14 protein-coding genes and 1 tRNA gene are annotated in these 16,901 nt (G+C 71.9%); 10 read left to right on the top strand and 5 right to left on the bottom strand.

Annotation, left to right across the window (positions count from 1 at the left end; all coding sequences use genetic code 11):
- The first annotated feature begins 22 nt into the window (after positions 1–22).
- Complete coding sequence (locus MTQ12_RS07565) at positions 23–1,615, top strand: PrsW family glutamic-type intramembrane protease (protein ID WP_247425545.1); 1,593 nt, start codon at positions 23–25, stop codon at positions 1,613–1,615.
- Positions 1,615–2,823 carry a MarP family serine protease gene (locus MTQ12_RS07560; protein WP_137318152.1) on the top strand — a complete coding sequence of 403 codons (1,209 nt, stop codon included), beginning with the start codon at positions 1,615–1,617 and terminating at the stop codon, positions 2,821–2,823. The genes MTQ12_RS07565 and MTQ12_RS07560 overlap by 1 nt, the downstream gene beginning before the upstream one ends.
- A 69-nt stretch (positions 2,824–2,892) precedes the next feature.
- Here MTQ12_RS07560 and MTQ12_RS07555 read toward each other — a convergent pair whose 3' ends face one another.
- The 3 genes from MTQ12_RS07555 to upp form a co-directional block, all read right to left on the bottom strand.
- Positions 2,893–3,813 (bottom strand): endonuclease/exonuclease/phosphatase family protein, encoded by a 921-nt coding sequence (locus MTQ12_RS07555; protein ID WP_137318151.1) that lies wholly within the window; start codon positions 3,811–3,813, stop codon positions 2,893–2,895.
- A gap of 90 nt (positions 3,814–3,903) precedes the next feature.
- Complete coding sequence (locus tag MTQ12_RS07550) at positions 3,904–4,608, bottom strand: winged helix-turn-helix domain-containing protein (protein ID WP_282599243.1); 705 nt, start codon at positions 4,606–4,608, stop codon at positions 3,904–3,906.
- A 409-nt stretch (positions 4,609–5,017) separates the two neighbouring features.
- A complete protein-coding gene (upp, locus tag MTQ12_RS07545; protein WP_137318149.1) occupies positions 5,018–5,653 on the bottom strand; it encodes a uracil phosphoribosyltransferase in 636 nt (211 codons plus the stop codon).
- Positions 5,654–5,772: 119 nt separating this feature from the next.
- Between upp and MTQ12_RS07540 the strand changes: the two genes are divergently transcribed.
- The 5 genes from MTQ12_RS07540 (at position 5,773) to MTQ12_RS07520 (ending at position 10,045) form a co-directional block, all read left to right on the top strand.
- Positions 5,773–6,330, top strand: a complete 558-nt coding sequence (locus tag MTQ12_RS07540; RefSeq protein ID WP_137318148.1) for a tRNA adenosine deaminase-associated protein — start codon at positions 5,773–5,775, stop codon at positions 6,328–6,330.
- A 5-nt stretch (positions 6,331–6,335) separates the two neighbouring features.
- On the top strand, positions 6,336–6,788 hold the full coding sequence (gene tadA / locus MTQ12_RS07535) for a tRNA adenosine(34) deaminase TadA (protein WP_282599256.1): 453 nt from the start codon (positions 6,336–6,338) through the stop codon (positions 6,786–6,788).
- Positions 6,789–6,901: 113 nt separating this feature from the next.
- A tRNA-Ser gene (locus MTQ12_RS07530) sits at positions 6,902–6,989 on the top strand.
- Between the two features lie 519 nt (positions 6,990–7,508).
- Positions 7,509–9,161 (top strand): hypothetical protein, encoded by a 1,653-nt coding sequence (locus MTQ12_RS15185; protein ID WP_137318146.1) that lies wholly within the window; start codon positions 7,509–7,511, stop codon positions 9,159–9,161.
- A gap of 164 nt (positions 9,162–9,325) precedes the next feature.
- On the top strand, positions 9,326–10,045 hold the full coding sequence (locus tag MTQ12_RS07520; RefSeq protein WP_137318145.1) for a hypothetical protein: 720 nt from the start codon (positions 9,326–9,328) through the stop codon (positions 10,043–10,045).
- Positions 10,046–10,141: 96 nt separating this feature from the next.
- Here the strand turns inward: MTQ12_RS07520 and MTQ12_RS07515 are convergent, their stop codons facing one another.
- Together MTQ12_RS07515 and MTQ12_RS07510 are read right to left on the bottom strand one after the other, a co-directional pair.
- Entirely contained in the window at positions 10,142–11,356 is a 1,215-nt protein-coding gene (locus MTQ12_RS07515) for a PLP-dependent aminotransferase family protein (RefSeq protein ID WP_137318144.1), read from the bottom strand.
- A gap of 101 nt (positions 11,357–11,457) precedes the next feature.
- The gene (locus MTQ12_RS07510) at positions 11,458–12,441 is read right to left on the bottom strand and encodes an alpha/beta hydrolase (RefSeq protein WP_137318143.1); all 984 of its coding nucleotides are present in this window, start codon (positions 12,439–12,441) and stop codon (positions 11,458–11,460) included.
- Positions 12,442–12,513: 72 nt separating this feature from the next.
- On the opposite strand from MTQ12_RS07510, the gene hisC reads away from it, so the two are divergent.
- From hisC to tgt, 3 genes are all read left to right on the top strand, one after another.
- On the top strand, positions 12,514–13,593 hold the full coding sequence (gene hisC, locus MTQ12_RS07505) for a histidinol-phosphate transaminase (protein WP_137318142.1): 1,080 nt from the start codon (positions 12,514–12,516) through the stop codon (positions 13,591–13,593).
- 61 nt (positions 13,594–13,654) lie between these two features.
- A complete protein-coding gene (locus MTQ12_RS07500) occupies positions 13,655–15,085 on the top strand; it encodes an FAD-linked oxidase C-terminal domain-containing protein (protein ID WP_137318141.1) in 1,431 nt (476 codons plus the stop codon).
- 563 nt (positions 15,086–15,648) lie between these two features.
- Entirely contained in the window at positions 15,649–16,866 is a 1,218-nt protein-coding gene (gene tgt / locus MTQ12_RS07495; RefSeq protein ID WP_247618223.1) for a tRNA guanosine(34) transglycosylase Tgt, read from the top strand.
- The last annotated feature ends 35 nt before the right edge of the window (positions 16,867–16,901 follow it).

Here is a 16,901-nt window from a genome sequence, read left to right as displayed (position 1 = left end):
GCCGCAGACGATCGAGGCAGGTATGAGCCACCATCCCCATGACGAGCACGCCCGCCCCGCCCCCGGCGGGCACTCGAGCGGGCCGCAGGGAGCGCCGGCGCACCCCGGCATGCCGCCGCAGGGTGCTGCGCCCCAGCACCGCGGACCACAGGGTCCCCTGCCGCAGGGGATGCCTCCGCACGGCTGCCCGGGCGGCCCCCGGCAGCCCGGGCAGTACGGCTCCGGCCCCGTGCCCCACGGCGCGCCGCACCCGCAGGCCCAGCAGCCCGGCGGCCCGTACCGGCCGGCCCCTCAGCACGGTGCGCAGCAGCCGGCCCAGCGCGTCTACGCCCAGCCGCGGTTCTCACCCACGGTCACCCAGGAGATGCGGATCCGGCACCAGGTGCAGCAGCGCTCCGGGGCCCCGGTCGACGCCCCGTGGGCTGCTCAGGCCGCCCGTCGGCTCCCGCAGGAGGACCCGACCGCCGGGGCGAACATCGCCCGCATCGTGGCGGCCTCGATCGTCGGTGCGATCCTCCTGCTCGGCATGCTCGCCATTCTCATCTTCGGCGCCTTCTCCTTCGACGGCGCCGGCCTGCTCGTCATCGGGCTGTCCGCGATCCCGCTCGTCCTCATCATCCTCATGGTGCTGTGGTTCGACCGCTGGAAGCCCCAGCCCAAGCTCCTCCTGCTCGTGTGCCTGCTGTGGGGCGCCGTGGCCTCGGTCATCATGACCCTCATCGCCAGCTGGTTCGGCCTCGTCGCGCTCTCCATCGTCGGTCTCGACGCCTCGGGCGACGTATTCGGCGCGGTCGTCATGGCACCGGTGATCGAGGAGATCACCAAGGGCGTCCTGCTCGTCGTCATCGTGCTGGCCGCCCGCAAGCACTTCGAGGGGCCGCTCGACGGCTGGGTCTACGGCAGCCTCATCGGCGCCGGGTTCGCCTTCACGGAGAACATCCTCTACCTCGGCAGCGCCTACGTCGAGAACGCGGATGCGGGGCTGTGGCAGACCTTCATCGTCCGCTGCCTCATGAGCCCGCTGCTCCACTCCACGTTCGTCGCCTGCGCCGGCGTGTCGATCGGCTTCGCAGCCCGCCGCGGCGCCTGGTGGCTCACCGCGATCATGTGGCTGCCCGGTCTCATCGCCGGCATGGTGCTCCACGCCGTGTGGAACGGGACCGCGACCCTGACCTCGGCGCTGGTCGCGACGGGCGCGATCCATGTGTTCGTGTCCCTCGGCATCCTGTTCGTGCTGTCCGCCCTCATCGCGATCAGCTGGTTCGTGCTCGGCCTCGTGTTCCGCCACAACGAGTCCACCCACACCCGCCAGTCGCTGGGCGACTACGCGAACGCCGGTTGGCTCACCCACTCCGAGGTCGACATGCTCGGCACCTGGAAGGGCCGCCGGGCGGGCAAGCGCTGGGCCGGTCAGTACCCGAACGCGCGCGACCACATGCGCACGATGATCCGGCTCGCCGCCAACCTCGCGGCCACCCGCACCCGGGTGCTCGCCGGCGTCGGCGGGGAGACCGAGCGCAAGGTCGAGCTCTACCTGCTCGAGCAGTTCACCATGGAGCGCAGTGCTCTCATGGGCGCGGTCAACCACCGCTCCCACCGGCCCGGCAGGGCCTGATGACCCCGGTCGACCTCGCCCTGCTCGCCCTCGCCCTGCTCGCCGCGCTCCTCGGCTGGCAGCAGGGCTTCCTCGCCGGCGGCGGAGCGGTGGCGGGGTTCGTCGTCGGACTCGTCGCCGGTCGCTTCCTCGGGCCCTGGGCGGCCGACATCCTCACCGGGGCCGGCGTGCTCGACGCGTCCGCGGAGCCCGGCCTGACGGTGGCGCTCCCGCTCGTGCTCGGCGTCGTGCTCTCCGGTGTCGGCGGATTCGTCGGCGCCTCCCTGCGCGACCGGATCCCCAGCCGCTGGGGGCGCGGGGTCGATGCGCTCGGCGGCGGCGCCTCCGGGCTCGTCGCCTTCACCCTCATCGTGTGGCTCGCGGCAGGCTGGATCGCCACCACCCCGCTCCTCACCCCCAACCGGTGGGCTGCGGAGTCCGCGATCATCGCCGCGCTCGACCGCTATGCGCCCATCACCTCGACCGAGGCGCTCGGCGAGATCGGCACCGCTCTCGCCGACACCGGCTTCCCGCAGGTGTTCCAGGGCCAGCCGGAGCAGATCCGGGGGGTCGGGGAGCCGAACGAGGCGATGGTCGCCGTCGGCCGAGACGTCGACGACTCCGTGGTCAAGATCGTCACCACCGTCACCGAGTGCGGCACGCTCCAGGAGGGCACCGGCTGGGTGTACTCCTCCGGGCTCGTCGCGACCAACGCCCACGTGGTCGCCGGTGCGCAGGCGCTGAGCGTGCAGGTGGGCGGCACCGGACACCCGTACTCCGGGGACGTCGTGGCGTTCGATCCGGCGCTCGACGTCGCGGTCCTGCGGGTGCCGGAGCTCGCCGCGCCGGAGCTCGAGTTCGGCAGCACGCTCACCGTCGGCGCCGACTCCGTGGTCGTCGGCTTCCCCGAGAACGGGCCGTACACGATCTCACCCACCCGCGTGCGCGACCGGCTCGATGCGCGCGGCCTCGACATCTACAACGACGACACGGTGGTCCGCGAGGTCTACTCGATGCGCGGGATCATCCGGCCGGGAAACTCCGGCGGACCGATGCTCGACTCCCAGGGTCGGGTCGTGGGGATGGTGTTCGCGAAGTCCGCCACGGACCCGGAGACCGGCTATGCGCTCACGCTCGACGAGATCGACGGCGTGCTGCGCGATGCGCAGGAGCGGACCCGTCCGGTCGACACCCGCAGCTGCGCGGTGCAGTCCCCGCCGGCCGGCTGAGAGCCCGGGCCGGTGCTCGGGCCGCGGTCGCGCCGGTCCGTCCGTCGCACCCCGGGGTCGGGTGGCCGATCAGGGGTAGTCGAGGTAGCCGATGACCGCGCGGTGGTCGCTCGTGCCGCGGTCGAGCACGGAGTCGCCGACCGGCTCGAGGCCGCGCACCATGACGTGGTCGAGGCGCACGACGGGGAAGATCGAGGGCCAGGTGAAGCCGAAGCCCCCGCCCACGGCCTCGCGGGTGTCGGTGAGCTCGTCGTCGAGGCGCTCGAAGTAGCGGTCCGCGCTGCCGGAGTTGAAGTCGCCGGCGACGATGATGTGCTCGGCTCCGTCGGCCTCGATCGCGTCGGAGAGCTTGGACAGCGCGTTGTTGCGCAGCGATTCCTGGCCAGGGCGCACGGAGGGCAGGTGGACGCTGTAGAAGCGCACATCGCCGTGGTCGGTGCTGATCGTCGTGGCGATCGCCCGGGTCCACTGGATGCCGAGGTCGATCTCCTCGGGCTCGCTCATCGGCCATTTCGACCAGATGCCGATCGTGCCCTGGTCCGTCGAGTGCGCGTAGTGCTCGGTGAGCTGCTCGGTGATGATCTCCCCGGACAGCGATTCGATCTCCTGGACCGACACGATGTCGGGGTCGTGGTCGATGATGTTCTGCGCCGTCGCGGTGGGCTGCGGCATCCGCGCGCCGACGTTCTGGGTCGCGACGACGAGGTCGGCGTCGTCCGGGGTGTCGGCCGGACGCAGGTAGCTGCCGAACATGAGGAACCAGACGAGCGCCGGGAGCAGCACGCCGATGATGCTCAGCACCGAGAAGCGGAAGAGCGCCACGATGAAGAGCAGCACGATGAGCAGCCCGGTCCAGGGCAGCGCGGACTCGACGACGAGGGCGAGCCCACGGGTGGTGGGCACGAGCTCGTGCATCGCGAGCAGGGCTGCGAGGAGGGCGCCGACGACGAAGGTCAGGATCCCTTTGGAGGGGTTTCGAGTTGCGGACATCGCCCCCGAGTGTATGCCCGGAAACTGACGAAAGGCTGGAGGAAGCCGGGCCGCGCGATGGGTGCGGCCGCGGCCCCGGGCGGTGCCGGTTCAGCGTGAGGCGGTGGCGCGCCAGACGGTGACGTCGGGGTGGTCGTCGAACCGGTATCCGCCGCCGCGGATCGTCCGCACGATCGCAGAGAACGGGCCGAGCCGGCGTCGCAGGCGGCGCACGTGGACGTCGACCGTCCGCTCGTCGGGGGCATCGTCCTCGGTGCCCCAGAGGCTGTCGATGAGGTCGAGGCGGGAGAGGGTCTCGCCGGGGCGGGACACGAGCGTTGCGAGGAGGTCGAACTCCTTGGTGGTGAGCCCGGCGAGCTCACCGTCGACGTGCACCTCGCGGCGCGGGATGTCGATCTGCAGGCGGCGGGCCGGGGCGCCGACCGGGGTGAGGTCCTCGCTCGATGCGGGCGGGTGCATGCGGGCGGGGATGCGGGAGCGGACCGGTCCGTGGCGACCGGCGGGATCGCCGGTGGCGGCGGGCGATCCGATCGCGACCGCCCGCACCGCGTCGAGGTCCTTGCCGGGGCCGTCCGGGGCGAGCGCGATGACGGCCTGGGTGTCCGCCTGGGAGGCGAGCTCGCGTGCGTACTCCTGCAGGGCCTGCGCGATCGCGGCGAGGTTGGTCCCGTCCTCGGCGGCCTTCGTCTCGTCGAGGCCGATGTAGAGGACGATGCCGCGTGCGGCCTTCTGTGAGGGGCGCACGCCTGCGGGGCCGAAGGTGCGCGGAGCGGAACGGGGGTCGACCGGAGTCAAGCGGGCTCCCTGGCGTCGGGTGGCGGCGGCGCTGCGTGGGTGGACCGGGCGCTGCTGAGGCTGGGGGACGGACATGGTGTGCGGTTCCTTCTGTCGGCGCGATGATCGCGTGCGAGGCGGGAGTGCCGGACCTCGCGGGTGCCGCTCATCGGTGACCGTTCGCGACCGTGCGGCAGTGTAGGGGTCAGTCGCGAACGCACAGCATGAGCTGTGCACACCGGGGTCGCGGACATCGGCGCCGGGCGTCTGCGGTGCGGCGGAGCGGCACCGGGAAGGAACTGAGCATGCTCGTCATTATTCTTCATGCTCGACGCGAGCGGCAAGCATGAGGGTGCCGAAGCGCTCGAATAAGACGCAATATGACAGCGGGGAACGCCGCTGGTGGAGTTGGGTCGGTCCGCGCCGCGGGTCAGACGACGCCGTACATGCGGTCGCCCGCGTCGCCGAGTCCCGGGACGATGTAGCCGGTCTCGTTGAGCTTCTCGTCGAGCGCGGCGGTGTGGATCGTGACGTCGGCGCGACCGGCGTAGGTGTGCTCGATGTGTGCGACGCCCTCAGGGGCGCTGACCAGGCAGATCGCGGTGACCTCGGAGACCCCGCGGGCGAGCAGGTAGTCGATGGCCATCGCGAGCGTGCCGCCGGTGGCGAGCATCGGGTCGATGATGAAGATCTGCCGGCCCGACAGGTCGGACGGCAGGCGCTCGGCGTAGGCGGTGGCCTCGAAGGTCTCGTCGTCGCGCACCATGCCGAGGAAGCCGACCTCCGCGGTGGGGAGCATTCGCAGCAGGCCCTCGAGCATGCCGAGCCCGGCGCGCAGGATCGGCACCACGACCGGCCGCGGATTCGACAGCGCTGTCCCGGTCATCGGGCCCACCGGGGTGCTCACGGCCTTGTCCTCGACGCGGATGCCGCGCGTGGCCTCGTATGCGAGCAGCATGACGAGCTCATCGGTGAGCAGGCGGAAGCGTGCGGAATCGGTGCGCTCGTCGCGCAGGACGGTGAGCTTATGGGCGATCAGCGGATGGTCAGCCACGTGAAGATGCATGCTCCAGAATCTACCGGAATCGCCGCCGAGGTGTGCGGCGGTCGTCGAGGCGGCGTCATAGGGTCCGCTCCTCCGCGTCGCAGTGGTGCAACCGGGGCGGCAGGGGACAGAATAGGGCCATGTCTTACTTCACCGCAGTACTGGCGCAGTCCGACGACGAATACCGTGCGCTCGACTACGACATCCGCGACGCCGCGGACCTCGACGACCTGCTCGAGACGATGCGCAACGGCGGCGAGGGCGATGGCGAGGCCGTCGCCGTGATCGAGCACGAGGACGAGTGGTTCGCGCTCGTCCGGCTCACCGCCGCCGACGAGGTCAAGGTCTTCCTGTCCGATGTCCACGCGGTGGCCGACAGCCCCTTCGCGGAGCTGTTCGTCGACTACCTCGACTCCCAGGACGACGAGTACGAGGCCGACGAGGACGCCTACCCCGCGGACGGCGAGGAGGCCGATGGCGACGACGACGCCGCAGAGGACGAGGTGGAGGAGGTGCCGATGCTCGATCTCGAGGACGACGCCGAATGGAGCGGTGACGCCGACATCTTCGCCGACCTCGGGGTGCCTGCCGAGGAGCTCGTCGAGCAGTCCCGGACGCACGCCTCGGACCCCGCCCGCGTCGTCGCGCACGTCGGCGAGGAGGCCGGGTTCGCCGATCGACTCGAGGCGGCGCGCTGAAGCACCTGCCCGAGCACGAGGCCTGGATGCGCATCGCGCTCACCCAGGCCTCTGCGGCATCCGCGGGCGACGATGTGCCCGTCGGAGCGGTCGTCGCAGGAGCGGACGGCGAGATCCTCGGCGTCGGGTTCAACCGCCGCGAGCTCGACCACGACCCGACCGCGCATGCCGAGGTCGTCGCGCTGCGCGCCGCCGGGCGGGCGCACGGCGCATGGCGGCTCGCCGGTGCGACGCTCGTCGTCACGCTCGAGCCGTGCGCGATGTGCGCCGGAGCGGCGATCGCCGCGCGCGTCTCCCGGATCGTGTTCGGGGCCTTCGACGACAAGGCAGGAGCCTGCGGCTCGGTGTGGGACCTGCCCCGCGACCGCGGGTCGCTGCACCGGCCCGAGGTCTACTCCGGGGTGCTCGCCGCAGAGTGCACGGATCGACTCAGCGACTTCTTCGCCGCCCGCCGGTGACGCGCCGCGGGCCGACCGCTCCGCGGTGACCCGCGCCCATGCGGCCGCGGGCACCGGGGTCGGTCGGAGGCGCGATTTTGGACCGAGCGGGCCGTCCGGGTAGAGTATCCGGCGGTAGCGTGTCCGAGCGGCCGAAGGTGCAACACTCGAAATGTTGTGTACGGTAACCCCGTACCGTGGGTTCAAATCCCACCGCTACCGCGTTGCCCATATAGCGGGATGAATTCTCGAATGATGGAATGTGAGGCCCCGGGTCCTGTGGATCCGGGGCCTCACGGCTGTCCGGGGCCGCTGACCCCTCGGACCAATGATCGGACCAAGTGGGGACCCGCCGGGACGGCGGGCAAGCCGCCCCGGCGACCGCCGATCTCCGCGGGCCGCGGTGTGCGGCTCCCCGCAGGAGGACCTCACCCGGCGCCGTATCCCGGCCCGGGGAATCGAACAGCGTGCCCCGTTCCATCGGCCGGTGGGGGTCCAGGGCAGGATCGCATGGACGCCGGCGCACGGGCGCTCCTGGCGCCGGAGGCCGGTCAGGATGACGGGCAGCACCGGATCACCGACCCTCATGCTCCATGATCCGCACTGTTGAGGCCCTCCTGGTCGCGACGTACACCTGAGGTGCAGGATCCTCCTGCACGAAGGATCGGTGATCACCGTGCTCAGCCGCCGCACCGACATCGACCAGCTCGTCCCCTCCTGGGTGCCCGCGAGAACATCGTCGTGCAGGGAGAATCGGGGGCCGGGAAATCGACGGTGCTGCGCACCGCCGCGGAGGAGAGCGGGATGCGTGTCGTCACCGTGCCGGTCAACGCCGCGGAGCAGCCGCTGCCGGGCTCGGGGATCGCGATCCTCGCCGCCGCCCTGCGGGTGGTCGGCGACGGGACGCTCGCCGCCCGGATCGAGGACCTCGACCTCGACGAGGCCGAGGTGCCGGTCGCCGCGGAGACCTTCATCACCGCCGTGCGCACCGACGGCGGAACCGGGGACCTCCTCCTCGACCTCGACGACGCCGATGTCCTCGACCCGCTGACGCAGTCCTTCCTGGGTTTCGTCCTGCGCCGGCTCACCGGTGGGCGCGTGCGCTTCGCGGTGAGCGTGGCCGCACTGGACCCGGACGGGCCGTTCGGCGGCACGACGACCATCGATCTCCAACGGCTCGATCCGGCCGAGAGCATGCGTGCGGCGTTCGAGATCAGCCCGGGTCTCGACCCGGCGGCGGCCCGGCTCGTCGCAGCCGGTGCCGTCGGCCACCTGCTCACGCTCGAGCAGGTGATCGGCACGCTCGGCGAGCGCCAGCGCATCGGGCGGGCTTCGCTGCCGCACCCGCTGCGCTCCACCGAGGCGATGGATGCGTTCGCGTCGGCAAAGCTGCACGGGCTGTCCGAGGAGGCGCTGACGATTCTCCGCACCCTCGCCGTCGCTCCGCGCTCGTCGTTCCTGCCCCTGCTCGCCGGCTATGCGACCATGGGGGAGGAACTCGCCGAGCTCGAGGCCCGCGACCTCGTCAGTCGGGTCGGATCCCACCTGCGGATCCGTGACCCGCGCATCCGCTCGAGCATCCACGGGGCGATGTCCGCCGGAGAACGCGCGGCCCTCCACGTGCAGATGATGCGCGCTTGCGAAGATGCCGACCCCGCACTCTCCCTCTGGCACAGCACCTTCGCCGGGCACCGCGAGGACGCGGCCCACAGGCTCATCGCGCACGCCTGCGCCCTCGTTGACGAGGGCACGCGTCGTGGATGGTCGAGGAGGAGGCGTTCGAGATCCTCGCGGTGTGCACCGGGAACATCTGCCGCTCGCCGCTGGCCGCGGCGATCCTGCAGTCGGGGTTCGACGACATCGCGCTGTGCCGGTTCGCCGTCCGCAGCGCCGGCACCCACGCCCGGGCCGGGGACCGGGCGACCCCCCCAGGTGATCGAGATCGCGCGCCGGCTCGGGGTGTCGCTCACCGAGTTCCGCGCGCGCCGGCTCAGTGCCGAGCAGATCCGCAGCGCGGACCTCATCCTCGCGATGGACCGGAGCCACCGGGCGGCAGTGGTGGAGATCGTGCCGCAGGCGCTGCACCGGTCCTTCACCCTGCGGGAGTTCGCGCGCATCCTGCCCCAGGTGCCGGCGGAACGGGGCGCGTCCGCCGATGCCCGGTGGCGGTCCTCCGTCGTGCTGGCCGGGCGACGTCGCAGCCGCGCCGCCGGCGATCCCGCCGCCGACGACATCGTCGACCCGTTCCTCCGCTCGGACGCCGTGCACCGGGAGATGACCGGGCAGCTCGTGCCCGCCACCGGTGCGCTGCTCCAGTGGGAGGTCAGCGCTGCGGCGGCCGAGCGCGACCCGCCGCCGGGAGGTGCGGATCCGGGGAACCGTCCGGGGAGGTGAGGCGCCGGGGGACGGGACCCGAGGAGCTCGGGTCGGCGGAGGAGACTCGGCCGTCGCGTCGACCGGGGCCCGCATGCGGAGCGGTGCGTGGCCGGGGACGCCCGCCGGGCCCGTGTCCGTGGCTCGCGCGACGATGGACTCCACACGCTCGTGAGGAGGACATCATGACCCGGCTGGCAGATACACGCACGGATCCCTGCACCGCACCCGCAGCACCTGACGCCCTGCGCAGGCTCGTCGACGCCACCATCGCCCGGCTCGCGGCCTGCACCTGGAACCAGTACGTGCTCATCGAATACGGCGAAGCCGAGGTGCTCGGCCTGCAGCGGCCGGAGCGTGCACCGGACGGCACGTTCGGCACCGTCCCGCGGCGCCGGCTCGCCCGGGACCTGCGGCGCTCGGCCGACGTCGAGCAGCCGTGGGCGGCACCGAGCTTCGGGGACCGGACCGTGCTGGCGGACAATCCGGAGGTGCACCGGCTGTGGGCGCTGCCGGAGGACGCGGCCTGGCCGTACGCGCAGATCGCGGCGAACCCGCGCGGCTACTGGATGGAGATCGTGAGCGAGGAGTACCTGCCGAGCGAGGTCTGGGAGGAGCGGCCGGAGGTGCTCGCGGTGCGCGAGTGGACCCCGCCGATGGAGACCTCGGCGATCGCGACGAGCTCCCCGAACTGGCACCGGGCCGCCGTCGCGGATCCGCGCGAGGCGGTCACCGAGTCCGTGCTCGGGCTGCTCCGCTCCCGGGGCCTGAGCGATCCCGGGCTCCTGCGGGTGGGCACCTTCGTGCTCGACGCGGATCCGCGCGGCGGGGAGCCCGTCGACGGGACCGGGGCGGAGGTGGTGTCGCTGTGCACCCGCGGGCACGGGGTGCGCTCCGCCGCGTGAGGCCGGGTGCGGCCGACTGCCGGCCGATCGCAGCGAGCGGGACCCCTGCGGCGTCCAGCGCGCGGCTGCGCGCCGGCGGCCGGCCCGGGGCTGTGGTCAGGCGCGCACGGCCTCGATCGAGCGGACGAGCCGCTCCACGCCCTCGGCCATCTGGTCCGTCGGGGTGCGTGAGAACGACATCCGCAGGTTCGAGCTCGTGGTCCGGTCGGCGAAGAACGGTGCGCCCGGGACGAACGCGAGCCCGTTCTCCACCGCGACCTCCGCGAGCCGGCGGGTGTCCACACCGGGGATGTCGAGCCAGGTGAAGAAGCCGCCCTCGGGCACCGTCCACGTCGCCGTGTCCCTCAGGCCCGCGTCGAAGGCGCTCATCAGGGCGCCGGCGCGCGTCGCGTAGGCCTCGCGCAGGCGGGGAAGCGCCTGGGTGTAGTGGCCCTCGCGCAGGAGTGATTCGAGGATGCACTGGCCGAGCGCCCCGGCGCACTGGTCGGTGTTCGTCTTCGCCTGGGCCATCGCGTCGATGACGGTCGCCGGGCCGCACGCCCAGCCCATCCGGGTGCCCGGGGTGAAGGTCTTGGAGAAGGTGCCGATCTGCACGGTGACGTCGGGGCCGATCTCGTAGATCGAGCGGAGGTACGAGCCGTCGTAAGCGAGATCGCGGTAGGCGACGTCCTCGAGGATGAGGAGCCCGTGCTGGCGGCAGATCTCGACGAGCCGCTCACGGCGGTCCTCGGACAGGCGCAGGCCGGAGGGGTTCTGGAAGTCGGGGATGACGTAGACGAACTTCGGCCGCGAGGCGCCCATCCGCGCGTCCTCGAGCACGTCGAGCACCGAATCGGGGACGAGCCCGTGCTCGTCGTTGCGCATCGACAGGCAGCGGCCCTCGTGCGTGCGGAACACGCTGAACGCGCCGAGGTACGACGGGGCCTCGACGAGCACCGCGTCGCCGACGTTGAGCATCGCCTTCGAGATCAGCGTCATCGCGTCGACGCCGCCGGAGGTGACGATGAGCTCGTCCTCGGCCGGTGTCACCGCCTGCGTGCGTGCGACGTCCTGGCGCAGTGCCTCCCGCAGGCCCGGCAGGCCGGTGTTCGAGGCGTACTGGAGCGCCACCTCGGGGCGGGTCTCGATGACCTTCGACGCGGTCTCCGCGAGCAGCCGGGTGTCGAACAGCGCCGGGTCGGGGAAGCCTCCGGAGAAGTCGACGAGGTCGCCGCCGGACGCGGCGAGGGCGAGCACGGCGGAGAGTTCGCTGGGCCCGGCCTGGGCGCGTTCGGCGAGCCGGGGGAACCACACATCGGAAGCAGCAGACATGGTGACATCGTAGCCCGGACACCCGGCCGCGGTGCGGCTCGTCCGCACGTGCTCTGCGCGGTGCCGCACACTCCGCTGGGCGCCGCTCGATGCGATGCGGCTCAGCGCTGCATGTATCCCCGGAGGAACCGCGTGATCCGGTCGAACGCGGACCTCTGCGCCGGGCGATCGGACAGGAAGACGTCGTGGAGCGCCCCGGGGACGCGCTCGATCATCACGGTCCGGCCGAGCGAGGGCGCACGGCGGGCGATCACGTCGACGTCGAGCACGATGTCCGCGGCGTTCATCGCCGAGCTGTAGGACCGCTCGCGCAGCGACTGCGTCGACATGAGGACGAGGATCGGCACGGAGATCGTCAAGCCCTTCTCCACCGCCTCGTGCCCGGCGAACACCGCACGCAGCCAGGCGGGGTACACCGGGAAGCTCTCCGGCGGCTTGAGCGCGAGGTCATAGGGCAGCCGCCCGCGGGAGAACAGGACCGAGCGCGCGTAGTTGTGCGGGAAGCGGACCTTGAACGGCGCCTGCTCCGCACGGCGCGAGCGCCAGGTGAGCCACGGGGTGATGAGCTTCCGGGTGGAGGAGTCGAGCTGGAACTCGAGCCAGGGCGAGTTGAGGACGAGCGCTGCGACGCGCCCGGGGTTCCGGCCCGCCCACAGCGCGGCGACGAGGCCGCCGGTCGAATGGCCGCACAGGATCAGGCGCTCCTTCGGATGCTCGCTCGCGATGATCGCCAGCGCCGCCTCGAGCTCGGCGTCGTAGTCGGCGAGATCGGCGATGTAGCCGGGCCGCACCTCGGGGTCCTCGAGGTCGAGGCTGCGGCCGTAGGCCCGCAGGTCGACGGCGTAGAACGCCGCGCCCTGCTCCGCCCAGTACCTCGCGACGTGGTCGTGGAAGAAGTAGTCCGACCAGCCGTGGAGGTAGAGCACCGTGCGTCCGGCGGCCGGACCGTCCGCGGCCCGCTCCCCGCGGAAGGCGATGAGCGTGGCGCGCTCGCCGCCGGGCAGGGGCAGCGTCGCACACTCGAAGTCCTCACCGAGGCGGTCGGGCTCCCACGCGGGGTCGGCGCTCGGCCCGGTGGATTCCATGACGCCAGTATCGCAGAGCACCGCCGGCCTCCTTACCGGCCCGCTGCCGCGCGGAGTCACTATGATCGAGCCATGACTGAGAAGTTCGCCGTCCGCTCCGCGCTGTCCACCACTCCCGCCTACATCCCGGGCAAGCCGCCCCAGGCCGTCGAGGGCATCGAGTCGTACAAGCTCTCCTCCAACGAGAACCACCTCCCGCCGCTGCCCGGCCTCACCGACGTCATCGCCGCCGCCGCCACCACTCCGGCGCTCTACGCCGACCCCGCGGTCAGCGCGCTCACCGCCGAGCTCTCCGCCCACCTCGACCGCCCGGCCGAGATGATCCTGTTCTCCGCCGGCGCCTCGGAGATGATCAGTGCGCTCGCCAGCATCACCCTCGAGGCCGGCACCGAGGTCGTCTACCCCTGGCCGTCCTTCGAGATGTACCCGCAGATCGCCTCGCTGCGCGGGGCGACGCACCGGCGGATCGGACTCACCGAGGACTTCCGCCACGACCTCGATGCGATGGCCGATGCGATCACCGACAGCACCCGCCTCGTTTTCCTGTGCTCGCCGAACAACCCCACAGGCTCCGCGATCCGCACCGACGAGTTCGAACAGTTCATGGCGCGCGTCCCGCAGCACGTCATCGTCGTCCTCGACGAGGCGTACCGCGAGTTCTGCACCGACCCCGAGGCCGTCGACGGGCTCACCGCACTGGATGCCCATCCCAACCTCGTGCTCGTGCGCACTTTCTCGAAGGCCCACGGGCTGGCCGGCCTGCGGATCGGGTACGCGGTCGCGGACCCGGAGATCATCCTCGAGCTCCGCAAGGCCGTGCTCCCGTTCGCCGTCACCGCCGTCGCCCAGGCCGCCGCCCGCGAATCGCTGTCCCGTGTCTCCGAGGTCGAGGTGCGGGCCAAGGAGATCGCCGCCACTCGCGACGAGCTCATCGCCGGCCTGCGCGAGCAGGGCTGGGACGTGCCGGACTCCCACGGCAACTACGTGTGGCTGCCGCTCGACGCGAAGTCCGCGGACTTCGAACAGGCCTGCCTGGCCGCCGGGATCGCGGTGCGCAACCTGCAGGACGGGGTGCGGATCAGCATCGGACCCGACGCCTCGATGCGCCGGGTGCTCGACATCGCCGCGGAGTTCCGCGCCCGCTACCACTGAGGGCCCCGGCGCGCGACCGGCCCAGCGGGGCGCGCCCGGGCAGGTCTACACTGTCCGGGTGATGACTGCTGAGCTCCTCGATCCCACCGCACACGTCGACCTCGACCCGCTCGCCGCGGCGCTCTCGCCCGGCGCGCTCGTCACCGAACCGGACGTCGTCGCCGCCCATTCGAAGGACTGGGCGCTGTTCTGCGAGGTCGGCGCCGCCCGCGCCCTCGTCCGCGCGACCACCGTCGAGGACGTGCAGGCCACCCTCCGCTTCGCCAGCGAGCACCGCATCCCGGTGGTGCCGCAGGGCACCCGCACCGGTCTGTCCGGCGCCGCCAACGCCACCGACGGCGCGCTCCTGCTGAGCGTGTCGAAGATGGACCGCGTGCTCGAGGTGAACACCGTCGAGATGACGTGCACGGTGGAGCCCGGGATCGTCAACCAGGACCTCAAGCGCCACCTCGCCGACTTCGACCTCGCCTATCCGCCGGACCCCGGCTCGGTGGCGATCTCGAGCATCGGCGGCAACGTCGCGACGAACGCCGGCGGGCTGTGCTGCGTGAAGTACGGGGTCACCCGCGATTACGTCCGCAGCCTCACCGTGGTCCTCGCCGATGGCCGCGTCACCACCGTCGGCCGGCCCACCGCCAAGGGTGTGGCCGGGTTCGAGCTCGCCGGCCTGTTCATCGGCTCGGAGGGCAGCCTCGGCGTCATCGTCGGGATCACCCTCGACCTCATCCCGCGCATCCCCGACCCTCTCACCGCGGTGGGCCTGTTCCCCGACGTGGTGAGCGCCTCGGGTGCGGTGTGCGACTTCATGGCCACCGGTGCGCGGCCCTCGCTGCTCGAGTTCCTCGACGGCCGGACGCTCGAGATCCTCAACGCCTACGGCGACTTCGGGCTGCCGGAGGGTGCCGGTGCGATGCTCCTCGTGCAGTCGAACGGCGACGGCAGCCAGGAGGCCGCGGTGCGCGAGCTCGAGCGCTTCACCGAGGTCGCGAACGCCTGCGGTGCGAGCGAGGTCATGTTCTCCGACGACCCCGCGGACTCCGAGCTGCTCGTCGCCGCTCGCCGCGCGGTCGCCCCGGCGATGGAGAAGTACGCGAGCACCCACGGCGGCGGCGAGCTCGTCGACGACGTGTGCGTGCCGCGCGGCCGGCTGCGCGAGTTCTTCGCCCGGCTCGTCGAGATCGAGGCCGAGCACCCGGAGATCACCATCTGCACCTGCGGCCACGCCGGCGACGGCAACATGCACCCCAGCATCTTCTTCGACGCCGGTGACCCCGAGTCGACCCGGATCGCGCAGGAGGCGTTCGGCGAGATCATGGCCGCCGGCCTCGAGCTCGGCGGCACGATCACCGGCGAGCACGGAGTGGGCTACCTCAAGCGCGACTGGCTCGCCCGCGAGCTCGACCCGGTGTCCAAGGAGATCCACCTGGGCATCAAGCGCGCGCTCGACCCGCTCGGCATCCTCAACCCCGGCAAGATGCTCGCCTCCCTCTGAGCAGGCGGCAGGGCGGAGCCGGTCCCGGACTGGTTCCGGTTCCGGGGTGCGACCCAGTGCGGCCTGCCGGTTCCGGGTGCAGCACAGTGCGGTCTGCCGGTTCAGGGTGCGATCCAGTGCGGTTTGCTGCATTCCGGGTGCAGCACAGTGCGTTTTCGAACGCGAAACCGCACTCAGGTGACCCCGGAGCCCGCGAACCGGGATAGAACGGCCGGGGAGCGGCGCTCGGGGTTCCGGGTGCTCGGGGGTTCCGGGTGTTCCGGGGCGCGGATGCGGTCGGCCACTAGACTGGTCCGGTGACTTCCAGCCAGCCCGCTCCCGAGCACAGCTCGGCCGTGACCGTCCCCGCGCACACCTCTGCTCCCGCATCGCCCGTCGGCACCTCGACACCTGCCGGCCCTGCGCCTGCCTCACAACCGGCGGATGCCACCTCGGCACCTGCCGGCTCTGCGCCTGCCTCACATCCGGCGGACGGCACCTCGGCACCCACCGGCCCCGCAGCCGCCTCGCAACGGGCCGGCGCCGCCTCGGCACCCGGCGCCGCCCCGACGGGCGACACCGGCGTGAATGACCGTTCCCGGTTCGGGTTCGCGGTCGAGGCGCGGATGGAGTCGGGCGGGCGCGCCGGGGTGATCCGGACCCCGCACGGTGACATCCCCACTCCGGCGTTCGTCCCGGTGGGCACCAAGGCCACTGTCAAGGCCGTCAAGCCTGACGACGTCGCCGCGCTCGGCGCTCGCGCGGTGCTCGCCAACGCCTACCACCTCTACCTGCAGCCGGGCCCGGACCTCATCGACGAGGCGGGCGGGCTCGGCGCGTTCATGGGCTGGCCCGGTCCCACCTTCACCGACTCCGGCGGCTTCCAGGTGATGAGCCTGGGCTCGGGGTTCAAGAAGGTCCTGTCCGAGGAGTTCTCCGGCGCCCGCAGCGACCAGGCCGTGGCGGCGGGCAAGGAGCGGATGGCGAACGTCGACGACGACGGGGTGACCTTCAAGTCCCACCTCGACGGCAGCCGTCACCGGTTCACCGCCGAGGTGTCCATGCAGGTCCAGCACCAGCTGGGAGCGGACATCATCTTCGCCTTCGACGAGCTCACCACGCTCGTCAACACCCGCGGCTACCAGGAGGAGGCGCTCGAGCGCACCCGGCTGTGGGCGCAGCGCTGCATCGTCGAGCACGAGCGCCTCACCGCCGCCCGCTCCCACCGCCCCTACCAGGCGCTGTTCGGCGTGATCCAGGGCGCGCAGTACGAGGACCTGCGCCGCAAGGCCGCCCGGGACCTCGGCGCGATGGACTTCGACGGCTTCGGGATCGGCGGGGCGCTCGAGAAGGACCGGCTCGGCACGATCGTCGGCTGGGTCTCCGAGGAGCTGCCGGAGGCCAAGCCCCGACACCTGCTGGGGATCTCCGAGCCCGACGACCTGTTCACCGCGATCGCCGCCGGCGCGGACACCTTCGACTGCGTCTCGCCCTCCCGCGTGGCGCGCAATGCCGCGGTGTACTCGCGCGACGGTCGCTACAACCTCACCGGGGCGAAGTACCGCCGCGACTTCTCACCCCTCGACCCGGAGTGCACGTGCAGCACGTGCGCGACCTTCTCCCGCGCCTACCTGCGCCACCTCTACAAGGCCAAGGAGATGCTGTTCTCCACGCTCGTGACGATCCACAACGAGCACTTCATCGTCGATCTCGTCGCGCGGATCCGGCAGGCGATCATCGACGGCCGCTTCCACGAGCTCGAGGCTGAGGTGCTCGGCCGCTACTACGCGAACCGCCGCTGATCCCACGGTCCCCGAGGGCCGATCCGGTGGGCTCC

Origin of the sequence: Brevibacterium sp. R8603A2 (genome assembly GCF_023072605.1) — a bacterium.
Lineage (GTDB): Bacteria > Actinomycetota > Actinomycetes > Actinomycetales > Brevibacteriaceae > Brevibacterium > Brevibacterium pityocampae.
Note: the sequence above shows the minus strand (reverse complement) of the source record. Positions and strands in the feature narration are given on the sequence as shown.

What these genes read in the sequence shown, in the direction of transcription:
- MTQ12_RS07515 (WP_137318144.1), bottom strand. Translation starts at nt 11,356, where the DNA reads ATGTCTGCTGCTTCCGATGTGTGGTTCCCCCGGCTCGCCGAACGCGCC.
- MTQ12_RS07560 (WP_137318152.1), top strand. Translation starts at nt 1,615, where the DNA reads ATGACCCCGGTCGACCTCGCCCTGCTCGCCCTCGCCCTGCTCGCCGCG.
- upp (WP_137318149.1), bottom strand. Translation starts at nt 5,653, where the DNA reads ATGCATCTTCACGTGGCTGACCATCCGCTGATCGCCCATAAGCTCACC.
- MTQ12_RS07555 (WP_137318151.1), bottom strand. Translation starts at nt 3,813, where the DNA reads ATGTCCGCAACTCGAAACCCCTCCAAAGGGATCCTGACCTTCGTCGTC.
- MTQ12_RS07520 (WP_137318145.1), top strand. Translation starts at nt 9,326, where the DNA reads ATGACCCGGCTGGCAGATACACGCACGGATCCCTGCACCGCACCCGCA.
- hisC (WP_137318142.1), top strand. Translation starts at nt 12,514, where the DNA reads ATGACTGAGAAGTTCGCCGTCCGCTCCGCGCTGTCCACCACTCCCGCC.
- MTQ12_RS07510 (WP_137318143.1), bottom strand. Translation starts at nt 12,441, where the DNA reads ATGGAATCCACCGGGCCGAGCGCCGACCCCGCGTGGGAGCCCGACCGC.
- MTQ12_RS07565 (WP_247425545.1), top strand. Translation starts at nt 23, where the DNA reads ATGAGCCACCATCCCCATGACGAGCACGCCCGCCCCGCCCCCGGCGGG.
- MTQ12_RS07540 (WP_137318148.1), top strand. Translation starts at nt 5,773, where the DNA reads ATGTCTTACTTCACCGCAGTACTGGCGCAGTCCGACGACGAATACCGT.
- MTQ12_RS07500 (WP_137318141.1), top strand. Translation starts at nt 13,655, where the DNA reads ATGACTGCTGAGCTCCTCGATCCCACCGCACACGTCGACCTCGACCCG.